The organism is Microcoleus sp. PH2017_24_DOB_U_A (assembly GCF_020738205.1).
In the GTDB taxonomy this organism is placed as follows: Bacteria; Cyanobacteriota; Cyanobacteriia; order Cyanobacteriales; family Microcoleaceae; genus Microcoleus.
Window position 1 is genome coordinate 25,497 of the sequence record NZ_JAEQCT010000056.1, and the last position, 22,801, is coordinate 48,297.

Annotated in this window: 14 protein-coding genes and 2 pseudogenes; 4 read left to right on the plus strand and 12 right to left on the minus strand. The window is 44.4% G+C overall.

Translation table 11 applies throughout. The features are described 5' to 3' along the window. Positions 1-239 precede the first annotated feature (239 nt). Positions 240-1,434 (minus strand): annotated as a pseudogene (locus JGK07_RS16890) (transposase). 223 nt (positions 1,435-1,657) lie between these two features. Between JGK07_RS16890 and JGK07_RS16895 the strand changes: the two are divergent. After that, positions 1,658-2,005: a hypothetical protein gene (locus tag JGK07_RS16895; RefSeq protein ID WP_293181249.1), complete on the plus strand. Its 348-nt coding sequence runs from the start codon at positions 1,658-1,660 to the stop codon at positions 2,003-2,005. 32 nt (positions 2,006-2,037) lie between these two features. Here JGK07_RS16895 and JGK07_RS16900 read toward each other — a convergent pair. After that, a pseudogene (locus JGK07_RS16900) lies at positions 2,038-3,251 on the minus strand (transposase). A 329-nt stretch (positions 3,252-3,580) separates the two neighbouring features. On the opposite strand from JGK07_RS16900, the gene JGK07_RS16905 reads away from it, so the two are divergent. Continuing rightward, positions 3,581-5,716, plus strand: coding sequence for an ATP-binding protein (locus JGK07_RS16905; RefSeq protein WP_293192290.1), 2,136 nt, complete (start codon positions 3,581-3,583; stop codon positions 5,714-5,716). Between the two features lie 176 nt (positions 5,717-5,892). Here JGK07_RS16905 and JGK07_RS16910 read toward each other — a convergent pair whose 3' ends face one another. Further along, the gene (locus tag JGK07_RS16910) at positions 5,893-6,498 is read right to left on the minus strand and encodes a hypothetical protein (RefSeq protein ID WP_293181243.1); all 606 of its coding nucleotides are present in this window, start codon (positions 6,496-6,498) and stop codon (positions 5,893-5,895) included. Positions 6,499-6,576: 78 nt separating this feature from the next. Here JGK07_RS16910 and JGK07_RS16915 point away from each other — a divergent pair, with 78 nt between their 5' ends. Beyond that, positions 6,577-6,900, plus strand: a complete 324-nt coding sequence (locus JGK07_RS16915; protein WP_293181240.1) for a hypothetical protein — start codon at positions 6,577-6,579, stop codon at positions 6,898-6,900. A gap of 85 nt (positions 6,901-6,985) precedes the next feature. Next, positions 6,986-9,619 (plus strand): PAS domain S-box protein, encoded by a 2,634-nt coding sequence (locus JGK07_RS16920; protein WP_293225018.1) that lies wholly within the window; start codon positions 6,986-6,988, stop codon positions 9,617-9,619. An 87-nt stretch (positions 9,620-9,706) separates the two neighbouring features. Here the strand turns inward: JGK07_RS16920 and JGK07_RS16925 are convergent, their stop codons facing one another. From JGK07_RS16925 to JGK07_RS16965, 9 genes are all read right to left on the minus strand, one after another. Further along, positions 9,707-10,216 carry a VOC family protein gene (locus tag JGK07_RS16925; protein WP_293204968.1) on the minus strand — a complete coding sequence of 170 codons (510 nt, stop codon included), beginning with the start codon at positions 10,214-10,216 and terminating at the stop codon, positions 9,707-9,709. A 338-nt stretch (positions 10,217-10,554) separates the two neighbouring features. Further along, positions 10,555-10,698, minus strand: a complete 144-nt coding sequence (locus tag JGK07_RS16930) for a hypothetical protein (RefSeq protein WP_293181231.1) — start codon at positions 10,696-10,698, stop codon at positions 10,555-10,557. Between the two features lie 336 nt (positions 10,699-11,034). Continuing rightward, positions 11,035-11,520 carry a glutathione peroxidase gene (locus JGK07_RS16935; protein WP_293181228.1) on the minus strand — a complete coding sequence of 162 codons (486 nt, stop codon included), beginning with the start codon at positions 11,518-11,520 and terminating at the stop codon, positions 11,035-11,037. Between the two features lie 476 nt (positions 11,521-11,996). Next, entirely contained in the window at positions 11,997-12,890 is an 894-nt protein-coding gene (locus tag JGK07_RS16940) for a DUF2382 domain-containing protein (protein ID WP_293181225.1), read from the minus strand. A gap of 493 nt (positions 12,891-13,383) precedes the next feature. Beyond that, positions 13,384-14,238, minus strand: a complete 855-nt coding sequence (locus JGK07_RS16945) for a DUF2382 domain-containing protein (protein WP_293181222.1) — start codon at positions 14,236-14,238, stop codon at positions 13,384-13,386. Between the two features lie 339 nt (positions 14,239-14,577). Then, on the minus strand, positions 14,578-15,093 hold the full coding sequence (locus JGK07_RS16950; protein ID WP_293225020.1) for a DUF1499 domain-containing protein: 516 nt from the start codon (positions 15,091-15,093) through the stop codon (positions 14,578-14,580). A 68-nt stretch (positions 15,094-15,161) separates the two neighbouring features. Next, positions 15,162-16,820, minus strand: a complete 1,659-nt coding sequence (locus JGK07_RS16955; protein ID WP_293181216.1) for an adenylate/guanylate cyclase domain-containing protein — start codon at positions 16,818-16,820, stop codon at positions 15,162-15,164. After that, positions 16,795-19,482, minus strand: coding sequence for a response regulator (locus JGK07_RS16960; protein WP_293181212.1), 2,688 nt, complete (start codon positions 19,480-19,482; stop codon positions 16,795-16,797). Before JGK07_RS16960 ends, JGK07_RS16955 begins: the two co-directional genes overlap by 26 nt. Before the next feature lie 555 nt (positions 19,483-20,037). Next, on the minus strand, positions 20,038-22,677 hold the full coding sequence (locus JGK07_RS16965) for a response regulator (protein WP_293181209.1): 2,640 nt from the start codon (positions 22,675-22,677) through the stop codon (positions 20,038-20,040). Between the last annotated feature and the right edge of the window lie 124 nt (positions 22,678-22,801).

Sequence of the window (22,801 nt, forward strand, 5' to 3'; positions counted from 1 at the left end):
AAACACTCCTAACTGCCCTCTGACAATGATACAGTTGGCAGTATATCCAGTGCAAGTTACACAAACAAAGGCAAACGGCCCAGTTTGGATCGTGCCAGCGTGCCCCCCGCCCAAACACGGATAGAATTCCCCGACAGGAGTCGCCAGTCGCCCCAAATTTTAGAATCAGGTTCCTCTGCTCCCAGATTCATCTGTGGAGTATTGACACTCCCCGGCGTGAACGCACGGGGATTCTTGGATCAATCAGTCAACTTGCTCGTTGATGCCACCACCAACGAGTAGAGGTCGGTCTGTCCCCAAGCGTTAATTCCGGTGTGCCCCACCGTATTTAAAATAATTCCTGATTGCTTTAATCCCTTCGCTAGGATATTCAAAGCTGCATTATGGTCGCGGTCTAACACCGTGCCACACAGGCAAATATGAGTTCTGACGGATAGCGACTTCTGGACACGATTTCCACAACTTGAGCAATCTTGGGAAGTGTACCCAGGTGCTACAGCAACTACTGTTTTACCATACACTTTTCCAAAGTATTGCAAATAATGATCAAGTCTGTGACCACGCTGCATCGCTAATTCCCAACGCAAGTTTATGGTTTTTCACCATATTTCTCACCTGAAGGTCTTCGTAAGCTACGAAATCGCTAGATTTCACCACGTACAACGCCGTCTTAATGGCGAAGTCTTTGCGCTGCCTACTAACTTTCAAGTGTTTTCTACCTAGCTTATTGATTGCTTTCTTTCGATTACCAGAACCTTTCTTTTTCCGTGAAACTCGTTTCTGCAACCGCTTTAAAGCTTTTTCACTTTTACGAAGATGCCGAGGATTTGTCATGGTCTCCCCACTACTATCGGTATAGAAATGGTTTAATCCCACATCTATCCCAATAGCTTTACCAGTCGGAATCACTGATTCTGTCCGCTCTACATTTATACAAAACTGAGTGTAGTAACCATCGGCACGACGAATTACCCTAACTCGTTTGATTTCCTTGGGTGAGTAGAAATGCAAGTCTCGACTACCGAGCAACCTGAATGTTCCCGCAGCAAAACCGTCCGTAAAAGTCAGACATCTTTTATCGGTAGAAAGCTTCCAACCTGATGTCTTATACTCTACGGAACGAGTGTGCTTTTTGAATTGCGGATATCCCTTTTTTCCTGGCTTCTTAGCTTTACAATTAGAGAAGAAACGTTGAATAGCAAAAATGGCACGTTGGGCCATCGCTTGACGCGCCATTGAGTTAAGTTTTCCTGCCCATTCAAACTCTTTCGCCATGATGGCGCATTGTTTGTAGAGGTCAAGTAGTTTGACTCCCTGATTGTCGATCCAATATCTAAGAGCTTTGTTTCGGACAAACTGAGCTGTGCGGATCATCTCGTCGATGACTCGGTATTGCTGTGGGTTGCCTTTCAACCTAAACTCTAGTACAATCATGGAACTATTTTATCATGTTTATAAACTATTGTGAGTATAAATAAACTGATTTATGAATCTTTACACCCGCAATTAAAGCCGTCCTATAAGGACGGGGCTTTAGACCCAATCTTTTGGTAAATCTCTCATTCTTCAATTTTTAAATCTAACATAGACTGACTCTCCATCCTCGCTCCCGCAGCCAAAGCCCCTTTACCGTTCATAACCGACAAGTGACAAAAGTATGGATATTGAGACCAAAGATTACAGCATTGAGTACGATCGCGCTACCCAAACAGTTACCTGCTGCGGCTCGTTTCGCATCAGCCAGATGGAAGAATACGCGCCGATCGTCGATCTGCTCAACGAAGTGACGGACTCCTCGCCTAATATGATTACTCTAGACTTGCGAAAACTAGAATTTTTAAATAGTTCAGGAATTAACATTATATCAAAATTTGTGATCAAAGTGCGCCAGCTAAAAAATATTCAAATCAGCATACAAGGCTCAAAACAGATACCATGGCAGGGAAAATCGCTCAAGAACTTGCAGCGGCTGATGCCTTCCTTACACTTAGAATTGGATTATTGACACTCCCCGGCCGTACCGCGGGATTCTTTAATCTACGATGTAGCTTGCTCGAGCAGGATTTCTCCAACAAGAGTAGAGGCTTCATCTCCTAAAGCGTTGCTTGCATCAAGTGCAAAGGTTCCGGTATGCCCTACCGTACCTAATCCTCGACTCAGGATGATTCTAGCTGCGTTTTCGTCTCTATCCATTACACAACCGCACTTACAGACGTGCGTCCTAGTAGATAGCGTTTTCTTCACAATTACACCGCAAAGGGAGCATTCTTGGCTGGTATATTGCGGACTTACCGCCACCGTTACCCTCTCAAATACTTTGCCAAAGTATTCAAGCCAGACACGAAATTGATACCAAGATGCGTCGTTAATAGACTTAGCCAGACAGTGATTCTTCACCATGTTTTTGATTCTCAAATCTGCCTTCGGCACGGCGAAGCGCCTACGTAAGCTATCAAGTCGTTGGACTGAACTACGCACCGCGCTAACTTTACAGCGTGGTCTTTACGTTGCCTACTTATTTTGAGGTGTCGCTTACCTAGAATCTGTCTAGCCTTGCCTCTATTTTTTGAATTTTTTGCCTTTCTAGAGACACGTCGCCCTGAACGTTTAAGAACTTTTTCACTCCGGAGGAGGAACTTAGGATTTCCAACCATCAATCCGTTAGAGTCGGTGTAGTATTCCTTTAAACCAACGTCTAGACCTATGGTATTTCCGGTTGGTTTTGTATTCTCCGTTCGGTTAAAATCAATACAGAACTGAACGTATATACCATCCGCCCTTTTTACCAATCTCACCCGTTTAATCTGGCTAATTTGATAGAAGTTTAGATCCCGCGTCCCTTTCAGTTTTAACCTTCCAATTCCTTTTTTGTCACTAAAAGTTATGGATTTTCTGTCCGAAGCAAGTTGCCAACCAGATGTCTTGTATTCAACAGAACGACAATCTTTCTGAAATTGTGGAAACCCTTTTTTACCCGTAACTTTCCGTTTACAGTTATCGTAGAATCGGGAGATAGAAGACCATGCTCTCTCTGCGCTAGCTTGTCTAGCCATTGAGTTGAGTTCTGAAGCAAATGGGAATTCTTTAGCCAGTACAGCGCAGTATTTTTGTAGATCGTTCTGACCAACCTTTTGATTATCCATCCAATAGCGTATACAACTATTGCGAATGAATTTGGCAGTACGAATTGCTTCATCTACTGCCGCGAACTGACTGGATTTCCCATATGTTTTGAACTCAAAAACTAGCATTGTCTTACCTCCTATCTTATATTACACTTGCCTATATCAATACCCCGGACTGTTTTTTGAGCAGCGACCCAAAGCCTCATTCTACCGTTAATATTTCACAGATACTGGAACCCAGAACCCGCATTCTACCGTTGGTAGCCGTCAAGCTTATGACGGGGCTTTAAACCCAGATTTTCGGTAAATCGCACAAGGTAAAGGTGTTCACCTATCCCGCCTTGGGGAACCAGGATGAGAGCACCTGAAGTTAATGCGAATAAGTCATAGTTAAGTTAGCACCAAACTGTAAAAAACTTCCCTCTCAGACTAAAAATTACCAATTTTCAATTGCTATGCAGGAAGAACCATCGAGAGAACAGCTACTTTTGGACGTTCAGCGACTGAGTGCGGAACTAGAAAACTTGAAACGCGAAAAGTCCGATCTAGAAATCTTGCTGGAGACTACCACCCAACATTCGGATACGATGGAAGCTCACTTGCTCTCTCAAGCTCAGTTGGCCGTGCGCGAAAGCGAACAGCAGTTTCGGGCGATCGCCTCGGCAACTCCCGTTCCGGTATTGGTTTCTCGTCTCTCGGACGGCTTAATTTTGTATGCAAACGCTCAATTGGCTTCTCTGCTAAACATACCCCTAGAAGAATTGATCGGCTGCTGTACCCCAGACTTTTACCTCAACCCCGCCGATCGCCCAAAGGTACTCGAAGCCCTCGCCCAAGACGGATACCTGCAAAACTACGAACTCCACTGCAAAAAATCAGACGGAACCCCTTTCTGGGCAATTCTCTCGGTTCAGTCCCTCCAGTTTAAGAGTCAGCCGACGGCATTGTGCGCCTTGTACGATCTCACTCAGCGCAAGCAAGCAGAAAACATTCTCCAAGAGAGCGAAAAGCGGCTCCGGCGGCAGAGTCTGGCCCTGTTGCAGCTAGGGCGGCAGAGGACTCTCAACAGCGGTGCGCTGACTGTGGGAATTCGCGAAATTACTGAGGCTGCTGCGCGCACTTTGGAGGTGGAAAAAGTCAGCGTCTGGCTTTACAACCACGACAGATTGGGAACTGGCTACCCGATCGATCCTCAGCTAAATTTTACCCACAGAGCGATCGCCCGCAACCAAAAAGAATCTCTCGATACAGAGGCGGCCCCCCGAAACGATAACGAGTCAGTCAATCATTCTCAATTTAAAATCCCCAACCTCAAATTAGTTTGTCTCGACTTGTACGATCGCACTCACGAGCATCATTTGAGCCGCCAGTGCATATCAGCAAGCGATTTAAAATTTTCAATTTTAGATATAGAAAACGACGCGCCGGGCGAAAATCTAGCTGAAGACAATGGTTTAGAACCGGCGCCGCACACTCAAAACTCGATCGAAACAAACTTGTGCCACTTATCATCGATCGCCGAACATTCCGGTGTGCTGCCGAATAAGAGCAAGCCAAATTCATCGATCTTAAATGTAGCAATTAGGCTCGGCGGCCAGATCGTGGGCATCCTCTCTCTAGAACATATCGGCGCGCCCCGCCAGTGGGCTCTGGAGGAGCGCACCTTCGCCGATTCTTTAGCAAATTTAGTCGCGCTGGCGATCGAAGGATTTGAACGCCAGCGAGCTCAGGAAGCACTCTCCAAAGCCAAAGCGCAGCTAGAAATGACCGTCGATCAGCGCACCGCTCAAATCACCGCCACCAATCAACTGCTCCGCAGCGAAATTGCCGATCGTAAAAGAGCCGAAATCGCCTTGCAAGAAGCCTTACACAAAGCAGAAGCAGCTTCCAGAGCTAAAAGCACTTTTTTAGCCAATATGAGCCACGAACTGCGAACGCCGCTCAACGCCATTATCGGTTACAGCGAAATGCTAGAAGAAGAAGCACTGGACTCCGGACTCGATGACTTCATCCCCGATACCCAAAAAATTCGTAACGCCGGCAAACACTTGCTGACTTTAATTAACGATATTCTCGACCTTTCTAAGATAGAAGCCGGTCGGATGGAGGTTTACTTAGAAGAATTTGACCTCGGCAATTTAATAGAAGAAGTTGTTGCAACTTTGCACCCTTTAGTTGAAAAAAATCACAATCAATTAGAAGTTTCTTGCTCTCCAAATTTGGGAGTAATGTATGCAGATTTAACTAAAGTCAGGCAAATTTTGTTTAATTTGCTCTCAAATGCCCTCAAGTTTACCGAAGGTGGAACGGTGCTGCTGGGCGCCACTCGCGAGCCAGCAGGCGATAGCGATTGGGTTTATTTGCAGGTATCTGATACGGGGATTGGAATGTCTGAACAACAGCAGCAGGGTTTGTTTCAACCTTTTATGCAAGGGGATGCTTCGACTACTCGCAAGTACGGAGGCACTGGTTTGGGATTGGCGATTAGCCGCTTGTTTTGCCAGATGATGGGCGGCGATATCACTCTTGAGAGTCAGTTAGGTGTTGGCTCTACTTTTATTGTTCAATTAAAGGTCAAAGTTGACAGTTGACAGTTGACAGTTGACAGTTGACAGTTGTCAGTTGACAGTTGACAGTTGACAGTTGACAGTTGACAGTTGACAGTTGACAGTTGACAGTTGACAGTTGACAGTTGACAGTTGTCAGAAGGGAGAAGGGAGAAGGAAGAAGGCAACGAGCACGCGATGGAGAGCATCTCAGTTTTGCATTATTTATAGTGCGAGCGTCCCCGCTCGCGTGCGTGTATAAGCTTTGCTGTGCGGGGACAGCACGAAAGATAAAAAATGTTTCTTGCAAAACTGAGATGCTCCCCATGCGATGGGGATTTAACAGATTTAACGGATGGGTAAAAGATGCAATAATTCGCCATTACTAACAACCAATAACCAACAACCAATAACCAACAACCAATAACCAACAACCAATAACCAACAACCAATAACCAATAACCAACAACCAATAACCAATAACCAATAACCAACAACCAATAACCAACAACCAATAACCAACAACCAATAACCAATAACCAATAACCAATAACCAATTCCCTGTTAATTGTGATACCGATCGCGATCGACCTCTGTTGCCGATCACACAGTCGCATTTTTTCCCAGCCTAGAATACTTTTATTATCCCAAACTTGTGCCACAACCAGAATATAGCGCCTTCCTGCATTTAAAATCCGCACCTCAACCTGCCACAGGGGGGGGGTGGGGGTATTGCTTATACAAAGGCAATTTGGTAAAAGTAATGCTATCGTCGCTAACCAGTAGAAGGCAAAAGTTAACAGGAAATCAGGAATTATCAAAGGCATAAGAACCCAGAAACACAATTCGGCTTTTTGCCTTCTCCCTTGAACCTTCAAACTGCGGCCTCTACTGCCGAGATAGCAATGCCACCGACAGCAGTGCACAAGTTCTCAAAATTAAAGGAGTGCATCGAGATGATTAAACCTTGCAGTCAACCGCTAAAAATAAATCCTTTCACTTCTTATCGCGATCCCACTACAGGCAAATGGACTGTAGTTCCAGCAGTTCAGAATGTTTGCGAAACAGACTCTAGTTTGAAACCCAAAGCCGAAAGCGAACAGGAAAGTAAAGTAGAAACAAGTGTTTCTGCTGTGCCTGCTATCTCGCTGCCGAAAAAACGCTTTTCCTTCTCCTTGCTTGGGCTTAAAAACCTTGCTAAAAAATCTTCTGTCACTGTCAGTAGCTAGCCATCGCCGGGGCATAATCTAGTTTCTACGGTTACGCCCGGGCGATCGCCAAACATAAAAAAAACAAGCTGTTCCATAGCATAAATTGCCAAAAAGCGATATACTGGCAGCAAACTTTCTCCTCACAATATCCGTGAAGTATTTGCTCGATCGCTTCGTCCACTTTGTATGGACAGACCGACCAATTCGCCAGCGGGGAACAGTCATCGTTGCTATCCCCGTGATTTGTCTGTTTGCTTCGCTGATCGCAATTGCAGGACTCCGGGATAGTGCAATACAGATAAGAAAGCGAGCAGATACTCATAAGGAAATACTTCACGGAACCAACCGCTTGTTAACCACTGTGGTGGATGCGGAAACGGGCATTCGGGGTTACGGGTTGACGAAGCGCCGCGATTTTCTAGCACCATATTTAGAAGCAAAGAAGAGTTTGCCTCCGCTGCTGGCTCAACTCGAAATTGCGGTGGCAGAAAATCAACTGCCAGATCAGGGATTTGCAGAAATTCAAAAAAGTACCGAACAGCAAATAATTTTATTGCAAAACACTCTGAATAAGCTCGATAGTGCGGCAACAAAAGTGCAGTCGCCGGAAATAATTCAGGTGTTAGCTCGAGATAAATTGAAGATGGATAAGCTGCGCGAAAAAATTGATGCGTTTGCTGATGCCAGCCAAGCCTACCAGAAGGCTTTAGAGGAACGAGTACGTGAATTGGTAGATTTAATTAATTTCCTGCAATTTGCTGGTTTGCTTGTCGGCTGTCTGGGTGGAGCAGCTTCCTGGTATTTATTTCATAGTTTAGACCAGGAATTGAGGAAGCGGCAAGCAGGCTTGCAAGAAAGTAAAACTCGCATTCAAGCTGTGGTAGACAATGCGGCTGATGGGATTATTACTTTAGATGAATCGGGCAATATTGAGTCTTTTAATGCGGCAGCAGAACGGATTTTTGGCGAAAAAGCCGATCGCACAATTGGCTCGAACCTGCGCCAACTGATAGCTCAACCGCAGCCAGACAGCAGCGCGGGAGATTATGCGATCGAATATTTTGTCTTAAATCCCGATGCTAAACTGAAGACTTACCAGCAAGAAACTGTCGGAATTCGCAGCGACGGCATCAAGTTTCCGATGGAGTTGGCCATCAGCGAAATGCGTCTGGCAAATCAATGCTTGTTTGTTGCGATTTGCCGCGATGTGGGAGGACGGAAACAAGCTGAGGAGACTCTCCGCAAGCAAGCGCAAATGCTGGATTTTGCGAACGATACGATCGCGGTACTCGACTTGAACGGGGTGATTTCTTATTGGAATTTGGGGGCGAAGTGGCTCTACGGGTGGCGGAATTCGCAAGCAATAGGAAAAAATATTCACGAGCTTTTGCATACAGAATGGAGGCAGCGTTTTGACGAAATTCAAAAAGTGTTTTTCGAGCGGGGATATTGGCAAGGGGAACTGGTGCGTACCAAGGAAGACGGCACAAAAATTACGGTGGCGAGTCGGTGGACTTTGCAGCGCGACGATCGAGATCGACCCCAGGCTATTTTGGAAATTAGCAACGATATTAGCGATCGCAAGCGCTCAGAAAGAGCTTTAGCCGAAAGCGCGCAGCGGTTTCGCGATACTTTTGAACAAGCCGCAGTCGGCATGGCTCAAGCGAGTGTGGATGGCAAGTTGCTGTTAGTTAATCAAAAACTTTGCGAAATTGTCGGCTACAGCCGTCAAGAATTGATGGCTAAAAATTTTCAGAATATTACTTTTGGAGAAGATTTAGGAAACGAACTGGAACTTTTAGGCCAATTATTAGCAGAAGAAATTGATAATTACTGTATAGAAAAGCGCTATGTCTGCAAAGACGGAGAGTTAGTGTGGGTCAACTTGACGGTTTCGCTGCTGCAAGAACAAAATGGCACTCAATTGCTGATGGGTGTGGTAGAAGATATTAGGGAACGCAAACAAGCTGAGGAATCGTTGCGGTTGCACGCTGAAGAATTGAGGTGGACGGCGAACTCGCTGGCTCAAACGACAAGTGTGTTGAGAAAGCGGAATCAAGAATTAGACCAGTTTGCTTATGTAGTTTCTCACGATTTGAAAGCGCCGCTTAGGGCGATCGCAAATCTCAGCAGTTGGATAGAAGAAGACCTCAGCGATTCGATGACAGAGGATACTCTGCACCAAATGAACCTGCTGCGCGGCAGAGCTCACCGTATGGAATCATTGATTGAGGGACTGCTGCAATATTCCCGCGTCGGACGCATTCAACTGGCTTCAGAAACTGTAAAAGTTGAGAAGTTATTAGCAGAAATTATTGATTCGTTGGCGCCGCCGTCAGGATTTGATGTAAAAGTTGAACCGGGAATGCCAACTTTTGTGACTGAAAGATTGCCGTTGCAGCAAGTTTTTTCTAATTTAATTAGCAACGCCATTAAACACAATAGAAATGAATCCGGCTACGTAAACATATCGTTTAAGGAGTTAGAGAATTTTTACGAGTTTGCTGTAGCTGATGACGGGCCGGGGATTGCTCCTCAATATCACGATAAAGTTTTTGTGATTTTTCAGACCTTGGAAGCTCGCGATAAAGTTGAAAATACTGGGATTGGTTTGTCGCTAGTGAAGAAGATTGTCGAATCTCAAGGCGGCACTATTTCTCTGGAATCTGCCGAAGGTGAGGGAGCAATTTTTCGGTTTACTTGGCCTAAGCAACCTATTAGCAAAGACGGCAAGTGAAACAACTCTAAATGTAGTAAATGTAGGGTGTGCACCGCGCACCTAAAAGCCAGTCTTGAACAGGCTTTCCTGCCTGTTCCACAATAATTATTGGAGAGTAAATGTAGGGGTCGTGCCCCCGTGCCGACCCTCCCCATCCACTGCATCGCAGCGGATTTCGATGATAAATCCGTCGGGATCGTAAAAGTAAATGCCGCGTCCTGTAGCGCGGGTGACGGGGCCGCTGTCGATCGCAATTTCATTAGACTTTAGCACTTCCAGAGCGCGATCGAACAAATCGCGATCGATGTCAAAGGCCAAGTGGTTAGCGCGAGTAAAAGCCTTTTGGGGATCTGGGTTTGGCGGTTCCAAATCTGGCTGCCAAAATAAGTCAATCACAGTCCCGTCTGGAGTGATGAAATTAGCGACTTTACCAGCAGCCACCATTTCGGTTAAACTTGCGGGAATTTCTGCACCTGTGAGTTCGTGTAAGCCGAGAATTGTACCGTAGAAGTGGCAGGAAGCTTTCATATCGCGCACGTTTAAAGCGATATGGTGAACCCGGCGCAAGTTCCCCGGCGCCAAGGCAATTTTGACGGTGCTTTCGGTAGTTTGCATGGTTGTCAATTGCTACTGTTAAAATTGGATGATGTTAAATTTCCTCAGAGTTCGATCGTTCGGACTTCAGTCCTCAGATTTCTATAGAACCCATTTGAGATCTATTTTGCGTAAATCTGAGAAACCGGGTTTCTCTCTATATTTCTCGTCACCCAACCCAAAAACTCGTAGAAACCCGGTTTCTCGACATTAGCGTAAATCTCAGAAACTGGTTTCTGTCTATATTTCTAGTCACCAAACCCAAAAACTCAAAGATGTCAAATGGGTTCTATAAGGACTGAAGTCCTCACTACGAACCCATTTAAAGTTTGATCGTGAGGACTTAATCTCAATTATTGTTACTTTTCTTTAGGGAACGATGCCATACCTACAAATAGCATGGCCAGCCCGCCTCCCAGAATCGCGAACGCCAGTAAACCTACGGCTAAATCTAATCCCGATGTATTTTCCATTAAATTAAAACGTTCTCCAATTAAATCCAATCACCGGTATTTGTTAATTGTTGATTGCTTCTCAACAATGAGGAAGAGAAGAAAAAACAAGCTAATTAACCGTAGGGTGCGTCATACCAATTTAATGTGAAGTTGCACATATTCCGATCCCCCTAAATCCCCCTTAAGAAGGGGGACTTTGAGAAGATTCCAGTCCCCCCCTTATTAAGGGGGGTTAGGGGGGATCAGATTCGGGAGCAGCCTCATAAAAAATTGGTATCAGGGAGAAAATTGTTAGTCTGTATGCAAAACATTTAGCCCTGACGCACCCTACAATAACTAAACATCCATCCGTTACATCGGTTAAAAAATCCGTTGGCGAACTGCTTATTTTGCCAATTCTCGATCGATCGCAGCGATCAATTCCGGCGAATCTGGGCCCACGCTGCTGCGGAATCTGGCAACCACTTCACCCTGTTTGCTAACTAAGAATTTTTCAAAATTCCAGGAAACCTCACCTTTTGGATCGACTGCATTCGTAAGCTTAGCGTACAGGGGGTGCTGCTGGCTGCCTTTAGCGCTTACTTTGTCAAATAATTCAAAGCTGACACCGTATTTTGTAGTGCAGAAATTGACGATTTCTGCGTTGCTTCCGGGTTCTTGAGCTCCGAAGTCGTTGCAGGGAAATCCTAAAACGCGGAGTCCGGCGGCGCCGTACTTCTGGCTCAATTCTTCGAGTCCTTTGTACTGAGGTGTATAGCCGCATTTGGAAGCTACGTTAACTATCAAGAGTACCTGGCCAGCGTACTCTCCTAGCTGCTTGTCTGCGCCTGCGATCGTTTTTACATTAATGTCGGAGATGGTGCTGGGCATTTTCAAATATTTCTAAATTTGACTAGCACAATTTTACCGCAATTTGGTAAGATTTTGTCGATTTGCCGATCGCTCAAAATTAAAAAATCCAGACCAGGGGGGTTTGCAGAGTTCCGGCGGATATTAGAGTAGAGATATTTGTGAACCCGATGAAATTTTTCAATAGGTACGTAGTTGCGCTTCAGCGCTCTTGCATATATATAGCGGATCAAGCGAAAGATTCGCGGACGTTGTTGGGAAGAAGGCCCTATACGTTTAAGGGTTATGTAAGCTGTCAGTCATACCTCATCTTTTTGAGAAAGGCTATATATAAGACAATACCGTTTGCTTAAGACAATAGGTACGTAGTTGCGCTTGAGCGCTCTTTATATATAACATTTATAACGAAAGATGAGGTATGACTGTAAATGGAGTTTTTGATGCGACCCCGTTTACTACACGATAAGTATAAGAGGGCTTAAGCCCAACAACGTACCTCACTTATCTGAGTGGCTTTCCGTCATCCATTTTTGGTACGTATCCTCAAGTTGCTTGTCTTCCAAAACTATTTCTAGGCGGACTTTGACGCAACCGTGGCGGGGTTGAGAGGCGATCGCATTTAAGATCTTGCTAGCTTTCTGCACAGACGTAAATTCTGCCTTAACTGTCGGTTCCTGGCGATCGCTCTTAATCTCTGCCAAATCTATACCGGTGATGTTTCCCTCGCCCAAATCTATCTCTGCCAAAACCTTCGGATCGTCGCCGACTTGTTCGACAATCAACTTTTCCCACTGGATCGGCACTTGTACCATCCGAGTCTCAATTTCTTTGCGGACTATGACTTCGCCGACTTTGCGCTTGCTGCGATTGATTACCAATCGTTCTTCTAGCAGGCGAATTACTTCTCGATCGACAATATCCAAGTTTTCGTCATCCTCATCGGTCTCTAAATGTTCATTTTGGCGATCGGCATCTGTTAGATTTGACATAACTGTTGAGGGATTAGTTGACTCGCTATTGCTCACTTCATCAAGCTGTTCTGAGGATTTTCCTAAATACTCATACTCTGCCGTTCCCCCAATTCCGGGCAGCAGATCGACTGCATCGGACTTAATACTTACAAACAGAGTCTTTTGATGATAATCTACTTTTTTGAGCAGCTTGATACTTACTAAAAAAATGCGGGGGTTTTCGCGACCTAGCCCTGATACCACAAAGTTTAGCTGACCGTTAGGATCGAAATAGACATCTTTGATTTTGCCTACCAAGTGACCTTGGTTGTCTTTTACTGTAAAACTTTTTAGCTTAGTCCTGACTTTTTCCGGCACCCGGTTGAGACGGGTATTTGATTTGGCTGTGGCTACTTTTTCGGCTGATGCTTGACCGTTCATTTTTAAAACTTTCCTGCTTAGGGATTTTTATTATGAATTGGGGCGAATTGTTCAACAGTTGACAGTTGACAGTTGACAGTTGACAGTTGACCGAAGGAAACCGACCTCTACCTAGAAGTCAGAGGATTGGAGTAATGAATAGTCTGATTTTAATTTCTCCCGAAAAAGCTTGGGGCTTTCAACCAATTCTTTCTGGTAAAGGCGGGGAAAGTGCATAAACTTTGGCCAAAACCGGCAAGTTTCGCACTCCACCCGCCGTTATATAGGAATACGCTTGGGTTAAAACTGTTGAGTCCTCGGAGATCCCCCTAAATCCCCCTTAAAAAGGGGGACTTGAAGAATACTCTTTTCCCCCCCTTCTTAAGGGGGAATCGGGCTTAACTGAAGCGTATTGCGTCATCTAGGAATTGCGCGATCGCCAAGTGCGAGCCTGTGCGGTGAGAGAATTATGTGATTAATGCGTAATTCCTATTCAAGACTTCCTGCGGTTGGTTTAGATAGTTTTATTATCTACAACCGGAGTTCCGTCAGTCTGAATGTCTAATTCTTCACGGCGCAAGGTTTCTTCCCCGTCAACCGTGCTGCGAACAACTTCTTTTCTGACGTTGACTTCTTCGCGCACGTAGGCTTCCTTGTGAATGTCGGCCGTTTCTTCGTAGACTTCGATGCGTGCAACTTCCCCTGATTGGAAGTCAGCCTCGCCGACTGAAACTACTCTACCAGCTTCGACTGGTGTGACTCGCTCGATTACGACTCGTTCTTTTTCAATGGGTACTGAAGCTCTTGCTGTTTCAGTTTCCACCCGCTTACCAACTGCTACTTCACCTGTTTTGGCGCGGTTTTTGTTGGCAATCAAGCGTTCTTCATAAAGCTTGAGATTTTGGTGGTTCTGTTCGTTGGTTTCGTAGAGGGGGCGATCGATATCGTAGCTGTAGCTGCTGCGATCGTAGCTAGCAGGAGTTGCAGTGCTTGTCGCTGCTGTGCCTGGATTGCGGTAGACGCCTCTTACTTGTTCTTCGCGATCGTAATCTAGGGGTTCCATTTCATTGTAAGCCGGCAATTGTTCTGCTTGAGCTTTGCTGCGAAGGCCTGTGGCGTAGACGCGATGGGCTCCGTAGTCGAAGCGGGCCGAACCGATCGGCAGCAATACTTTTTTACCAAAAATCCAAATACCGGTATCAACTACCAGATAGCGAAAACGGCCAGTTTCATCAACCAATGCGTCATAAACGGTGCCTACTTTTTCGTCAGAGTCGCCGGCATAAACATCAAATCCCTTGATGTCGTCTCCAGCAAATATTTCTTCCTTATAATTAGGCTCAAAATCTGCAATTCTTTGAAGTGCCATGTGTTTTTTCCTCGTCGCTCTACTACTTAAATTAATAGTAGAAATTAATGGCTTAACTTCCCTCTCCCTAAAGTCTGAACTGTTCAATATAGGGCGTTTAATACTATAGGAATACAGCGCGGTGTCGGTGCTAGCGCACTCAGCTATTCAATACCTGATTGAGTCACAATACGGTTCAGTTAGGGCTAGTGTCATGGCGAGGAACGAAATAAAAATTAGGTACGTTGTTGGGCCCCGGCCCTCTTTATATATGTCTAAAGAGGGCTAAAGCCCAACAACGTACCTGTAGTTTCAGAATGTTGCAGGAGAGAGGCTTCAGGAAAGCTATAAATTTTAAGTTTAGAGTGGATTTAGTTGAGCTCTGATAATTTCTATGCGTTTGCGGTTAACTCCTAAATCCGACTGTCCCAGACGCGAAGCCGATCGCACGTGAATCACCTTTGCCCCATCATCTACCAAAAATTCCACATCATCCACAAAGCCCATCAAAGCACTGGTGAACTCCGCATACAGGTAATTATCGGTTGCGGTGATAATTTTAGTTTTGCCCGAGGACTCGATCGCCCCTTTGAGCTTAGCCATAGCCTCAGCAGGCGACGAAGTGTAAGCCAAAGGCTCAATTTGGTGCTCGGCATCTTGACTGAAGCTGCTGACGCAGTTGGGGGAAGCAGGACACGCTGCCAGTTTTCCTGATACAATGCCGATATTAGTAGGTCTTTTTCCAGCAAACATGGTTTTTTCTCCGGGAATTAGGGTAAAAGTTGCGATCGCCAGTACCGCTACAGCTACCAGCGATATTAAAACAACTAGGACTCTTTTCAATGCTGTCGGCGATTTTGTTTCAACTGTTTGCAAAGGATGAGTCCTCCAGAAAGTGCGATTTAGATCTAATTTTAATATTAATTGAAATTGACATCTCAAACCTAAATAGATTGAGTTTGTTCTTCGAGCAACCAGTAAGTCAGCATTGTTCCTTTACCTTTAACCGTGATAGGCCCCCGTTCTTCAAAAATAAACTGCTCTTTCAAACGCTCGTAAGTCTTCGCCGTCACTTGAATTTTACCCGGCAATCCGTTCGACTCCATCCGCGAAGCAACATTCACAGTATCTCCCCACAAATCATAGCTAAATTTGCTAATCCCAATAATGCCCGCCACCACCGAACCGCTGTGAATTCCGATCCGCAATTGAAAACCTTCTCCAATTTTGAGATTAAACTTTCTCAAAGCTACCTGCATATCCAAAGCTAAAAGTGCGATCGCCTCAGAGTGATCCGGGCGCGCCGTCGGCAAACCCCCAACCACCATGTAAGCATCCCCAATCGTCTTAATCTTTTCCAACCCGTGCAACTCAGACAACCGATCGAACTCCGAGAAAATTCCATTCAAAATTTCTACCAACTGCGTCGGACTTTTGTGAGCCGAAAACTCTGTAAAACCAACCAAATCAGCAAACAATACCGTCACCTCATCAAAATGATCCGCAATCAGCTTTTGCTCTTTTTGCAAGCGCTCAGCAATAGGTTTAGGCAAAATATTCAGCAGCAATTTCTCTGTTTGCTTTTGCTGCAATTTCAGCGCTGCTTCAGCTTGTTTCCGCTGAATCAGCGAACCGAGCTGCGTAGCAACCGCACTCACCAATTCCAGCAAACGCGGCTGAGATTCCAGAACTTTTTCGCGATAAAAAATCAAAATAGCTAACACTTGGTTGTCCGCCAAAATTGGCAAACCAAAAGCCGCTCTCAATCCCACATTTACCGCAATTTCCGATCGCAGAAACACTTGTTCCGGTGCAGTAGAAACATCCTCGATCCATTCGGACTGCTGCGACTGCCAAATCCTCCCTGGGAGTCCCGCACCAGGAGCAAAAGTTAGCTGCCAACTTGTCTGTCTGAATTGGGCAAAACTCAAATCGCTGACGTACCTGCCTCTAGCACATCTTAAAACGCCGTCACTGTTAGGAATCCAAGCTTCGCCCAGATTCCATTCAATAGTTTGACAAATTAAACCTAAAATCACATCTATAGCCGACTCAAAATCGTCAGATTTGCTAATAGCTTGAGTTGCCTCCAGCAGCAATCTTGTTTCCATTTCAACCTGACGGCGATCGGCAATTTCCTGGTGCAACTGGACATTTTGATCGGTCAATTTTTGATTTTTTTCTTGCAGTTGCATTTGCAAAGAACGCACGGTCAGTTGATTGCTCACTCGCGCCAATACTTCTTTAACCTGAAAAGGTTTTGTGATATAATCTGCTCCGCCTACTTCAAAAGCTTTTGCCTTATCTATTCCTTCTTCTAACGCGCTGATAAAAATGATGGGAATTTCGCTAAATTGCGGTTGTACTTTTAGTTTTTGACATAATTCATAACCGTTAATATCCGGCATCATAATATCCAGCAAAATCAAATCTGGGACGCTAGACTGAATTGCATCTATAGCCGAAAAACCATTAGTAACAGGTCTAACTTTATAGCCATTTTTTTGCAAGATTCTAATCAACAAACGCAGATTGTCTGGCGTATCGTCAACTACTAAAATATCTGCTTGATAGTTTTCAGTTTGTTCCGCCTTCATCTCCACGATCAGATTCCTCCGCCTCGGCAACTAAATTGAGAATTTTCTGGTAATCAAAATTACCGAGATGACCCTGGAGGATTTCGGCAAATTCAGGATGAGCATCCCTTATTTCCTCGATTGTTATCCCAATTAAGTCAAAATCAGCACTGCGGATTACCTGCCTCATGTGATCTATCCATTGTGCGGGAAGTATGGGTAAATAAGCAAGCGCATCATTAGACTGGGAGTCAGATAGATTGTGGCGATCGCCCGCTGACATCAAATCCGTTGAGTTAGAGTATAGATACTTCACCCCTAAATGTTTGTGAAGGGTATCAAAGATATCATTTTTGCGGAAGGGTTTGTTAATAAAATCGTCGCAGCCGACGAATAAAGCAAACGATCGCCTCCCTTCAATGGTACTAGCTGTCAAAGCAATAATCTTCGGAATCAGAGGTTCGACACCAGAGACGTTGATTTCCTCCCCCATTGCTTGCTTGGACTGTCTCTGCTGTATCCTGAGTCTAATTTCCATCGTCGCTTCGCAGCCATCCATCACCGGCATTTGCAAATCCATCAAGATTAAGTGCGGCTGCCAGTTTTCCCAGATTTCTACCGCTTCACGGCCGTTGCTAGCCTGTTTCACTGCAAAACCCAAGGGAGAAAGCATTTTAACTAAAAGTTGGCGGTTGTCTTTGCGATCGTCCACAACTAAAATCCGGTAGGATGGCCCATCTGGTTCCACTCCCATCACCAGGCTGCTGATTTCCGGGGTAGGAATCGAAGCGGCATCAACTGCATCAACTTCAATCTCAAATCTAAAAATCGTACCTCGATTTTGCTCGCTTTCCACAGTAATATTGCCGCCCATTAGCCGTACAAATTGGCTGCTGATCGTCAAGCCTAAACCCGTCCCTTTTTGAGCTTTTTGACCGGATTCTGTTTGCACGAAGGCTTGAAAAACCTTGCCCAATTCTTCGGGAGAAATGCCACTTCCTGTATCTTCTACTTCAAATTGCAGAAACAACGAACCAGACAAATCTAAATTATTCTCCGTCAATTTTTCACTCTCAGGCAGACTGTAACTTGTCGAACCATCTAAATTTGTAGGATTTTCACCGGCAATGACAATTTCGCCTTCTGAATCATGTCCTCTTGCTTCTTCTCTATTACTTCTATCTGTTACATCCATGACATCCCCTACATCTGTCCCTGCCGAACTGCCTTGCCTAAGAGGCCTCACTCTTACAGATACCCCGCCAACTCTGGTAAATTTCATGGCATTACTGAGGAGATTGATTAGCACTTGGCGCAGTTTTACCTCATCAGTTCGCACGTACTGCGGAACATCTGTATTTCGCTGAAAAACTAACTGCAAACCTTGAGTTTTCGCTCGTAGTTGAAACATATCTTCCATTTCGTCAAGCAAGTCGTAGAGATTGAAGTTTGTCGGAAAAACAATCATCCGGCCCGCTTCGATTTTTGCCAAGTCTAAAGCTTGATTGATTAAAGTCAGCAAGTGTTCGCCGCTGCGGTGAATAACTTTGATATTGTCTCGGTCTTCTGCTGTTAGATTTGGGCTAGATTCGACGATTTGAGTAAAACCGAGTATGGCATTGAGGGGGGTACGCAACTCGTGGCTCATGTTGGCGAGAAACGTACTTTTCGCTCTGTTTGCTGCTTGGGCAGCTAATGCAGCCTGTTGCAGTTGTTCTGTGCGTTCCACAATTTCAGCTTCTAAGGTACGCTGGTAATTTGCTAGGACTCTTTCTGCTTCTTTGCGCTCGCTGATGTCTTGAATAGCTGCGATCGCAAAAACAACATTTCCGCTGCTGTCAAAAATTGGCGTAGCAGTTACCTCTAAAGTAATTATCAAACCGTATTGAGTGATTTCAACATCATCAACTTTGACAGATTCCCCTCTCAGCGCCCGTAAAATCGGAAAATTTTCAGGAAAATATAGGCGATCGCTCTCGCCGTTATAAAATTGATCCATTCCACGCCATGTTTGGGCAGCCCTCGCGAGGACAGTTTGTGAATCAAGCAATTCCTGCGCTGCATGATTCAAATACGCGATCGAGCCATCGGGATTGTAAACAGATACCCCCACCGGCAAAGCTCCTAAAAATTGATTCAGCCGACTTTCACTCGCAGATAATTCCTCGTTGGCTAGCTTCAAGTCTGCGTTTACCACCTCTAACTCCGCATTGACTCTCTTTAACTCCTCGTTGGCTTGTTGTCGCTTGATAGTTTCAATTGTTAATTTTTGGTCTTGCAAATAACTGTGTACTGCTTCTACCACTGTTATTTGTAAATCTTCATCCTGCCAAGGTTTCTGGATGTATCTGTACAACTTAGCATACTTGATGCTGTTGCTCAGAGCTTGTAAATCGGCTTGTCCCGTCAGCATAATTGTCAGGGTATCGGGCGATTGTTCGTGAATTTGTTTGAGCAGCTCGTCCCCTTTAATATCCGGCATGATGTAATCGGAAAGCACCAAAGCTATTTCATGCTCCTCAGCCCGCAAATCTGCTAGCAATTCCAAAGCATCTTCTCCACCTTCTGCCGTTTCAATAATGCACTGATCGCCGATCGCCTTTTTGAGCTCAATCTTTAAGCTTTCCAAAACATCAGGCTCGTCATCTATACAAACAATCACAGGTTTCTTCATAAATTTATTTGCCATTTTTTTTGTTGAATATTTACTTATCCAAGGCAAAAAATAGTTGTTTGGTTTCGCTTTTTTGCCAGTTTCACTACCTTACCACCCCAGTCAATCGATTTTAGATTTTAGATTTTAGATTTTAGATTGACCCCACGGATAAATTCCGGGGAAGAGAGGATTTTAGATTTTCGATTTGGGATTAATTCCACGGATAAATCCGTGGGCTTGTACCATCAAGAAATTCTTGGTCAGCAAGTTGATTTGAGATTTACACCACAGATAAATTTGAGAGCTTTTGCATGGTTTGATTTACAGAGAAACTGGTAAGCGATGCAGATGATTTCAAGATTGTTTGTGAATGACTGCAATTCAAGTCTAGTCTAAAATTTTGATATTGCCACCACTAAAGTCGAGCACTTATATCTATTATTTTTAGCCATAAGTCATCCAGATATTTTTTTTTCAAACTTCACGCCTAAAGATTGGGTTTGAAGCCTTTCCTTTTAGGGGGAAATTAAACAAAATGATTCATTGTTCCAATCCTCTTCTATCGACGGAAGAGGTAGCTGTCAACTGTCAACTGTCAACTGTCAACTGATGAACCGTACTATTGAATTTCTCTGCTTCGAGAATTAAGTTGAGAATTTTTTGGTAATCAAAATTCTCTAGATGACCTTGAAGGATGTCGGCAAATTCAGGATGAGCAGCCCTTATTTCCTCGATTGTGATCCCAATTAAGTCAAAATCAGCACTGCGAATTACCTGCCTCATATTATCTATCCATTCTGCGGGAAGGTTGGGCAAAGAAGCACACAAAGTATTAGAAGAATTTGATAGGTTATTGCGATCGCCCATTGAATCAGAGCCTGTCAAGTCAGAATAAATATAACTCACCCCCAAATGTTTGCTCAGCATATCAAATATATCCATTTTGCGGAAAGGTTTTCTGATAAAGTCATCACAACCCATCAACAAAGAAAAAGAGCGTTTATCTTCATGGGTACTAGCTGTTAAAGCAACAATCTTCGGGTTCAGGAATTGAGGATTGGGAATATCCATCTTCCCCTCGCCTTGTTCCTCTTCCTTTCTCCGCTGTATCCTCGATCTAATTTCGATCGTCGCTTCGTAGCCGTCCATCACCGGCATTCGCAAATCCATCAAAATCAAGTGCGGCTGCCAATTTTCCCACATTTCTACCGCTTCACGGCCGTTGCTAGCCTCTTCGACTCCGAAACCCAAGCCAGAAAGCATTTTGACTAACAGTTTGCGGTTGTCTGTGCGATCGTCCACAACTAAAATTCGATAGTATTGCTGATCTGGTTCCAGTCCAATCACCTCACGGATGTTTTTTGGAACAGTAATTGCAGCGGAATCAACTGCACTAACTTCAATCTCAAATCTAAAAATAGTACCCCGTTCTAGCTGGCTTTCTACAGTTAGATCGCCACCCATTAACCGTACAAATTCGTTGCTAATTGTCAATCCCAAACCAGTACCTTGTTGAGCTTTTTGACCAGATGCTGTCTGCACAAATGCTTGAAAAAGATTGCCCATTTCTTCTGGGGCAATACCAACTCCCGTATCTTCTATTTCAAACTCCAAAAACAGAGAATTAGAAATATTTAAATTATCCGTTTTTGCCAATACTTTACTTTCAGACTGACGGGAAATTATAGAAATTTCTGGATAATTGCTTGCTTCTAAATCTGAATCTGTCGAATTTTTCAAGGGACTGACAATTTCCCCTTCCTCGCTTATTTTGGCTATATTTGCGATCGAATTCGCTGCTGAAATACCTTCTAACTTCCGGCGCACTCTTACTGACACCCCGCCGATTTGAGTGAATTTCATCGCATTACTCAGAAGATTGATTAGCACCTGGCGTAGCTTCACTTCATCGGTTCGCACGTACTGCGGAATGTCAGCATCGCGCTGGAAAATCAACTGCAAATCTTGATTTTTTGCTCGCAGGTCAAACATTTCTTGCAATTCGTCAAGCAAGCAGTAAAGGTCAAAGTTAGTCGGAAAAAGTGTCATCCGCCCCGCTTCGATTTTTGCCAAATCTAAAGCTTGATTAATTAAAGTCAGCAAGTGTTCGCCGCTGCGATAAATAATTCTGAGATTTTCTCTGTCGTCTACTGTCAAATTCGGGCTGGGTTCGACGATTTGAGTAAAGCCGAGTATGGCATTGAGAGGTGTACGCAACTCGTGACTCATGTTGGCAAGGAAGGTACTTTTCGCTCTGTTTGCTGCTTCGGCGGCGAAGGCAGCTTTTTGCAATTGTTCTGTGCGTTCTACAATTTCAGCTTCTAAGGTACGCTGGTAATTTGATAGGAAATTTTCTAATTCTTTGCGCTGGCTGATGTCTTGAATAACTGCGATCGCAAAAACAATATTTCCGTTGCTGTCAAAAATAGGTTTGGCACTTATTTCTAGAGTGATTGTCAGCCCGTATTGAAGGATTTCAACTTCATTCACCTTGACATATTCCCCTCTCAGCGCCCGCAAGATCGGAAAATTTTCAGGGAAATACAGCCGATCGTTTTCGGCGTCATAAAATTGAGAACTTGCAACTAATTGTTCAACACTGTTGCCTAGCATACTGTCTGCCAACCCAGTATCTGCATCCAGCAACTGCTCGGTGGTATGATTGATATAGGCGATCGAGCCGTCGGGATTGTAAACAGATACCCCCACAGGCAAAGCTGCTAAAAATTGATTCAATCGGCTTTCGCTTGCCGACAATTCCTGGTTGGCTATCTGCAACTGCTTGTTTGCTTCTCGCCCCTTAATAACTTCATCAGCCAACTTTTGGTCTTGCAAATAGCTGTGAACTGCTTCGACTACTGTTAACTTCAAATCTTCCTTTTGCCAAGGTTTGGGGATGTAGCGGTACAGCTTGGCATACTTGATAGCGTGACTGATTGCCTCCAAATCTGCTTGACCGGTCAGCATAATTTTCAGCGTATTGGGCGATCGTTCATGAATTATTTGGAGCAGTTCGTCTCCTTTGATATCCGGCATGATATAATCAGAAACAACTAAAGCTATTTCGTGTTCGTCAGCCTGTAAATCTGTTAATAACTCTAAAGCATCTTCTCCTCCTTGCGCTGTTTCAATAATACACCGATCGCCGATCGCCTTTTTTAGTTCAATCTTTAAACTGTTCAAAACATCAGCTTCGTCATCAATACAAACAATCACAGGTTTTTTCATGATTTTGCTTCCCGGAGTTTTTTTTGCTTCTCTCTTTGCTGCTACAATTTTGGTAAAAAATCAGATTTCAACCGATTTTTTTACCAACTTTTTTGGGTAACGGTAGAATGATTCATTGCTTCAA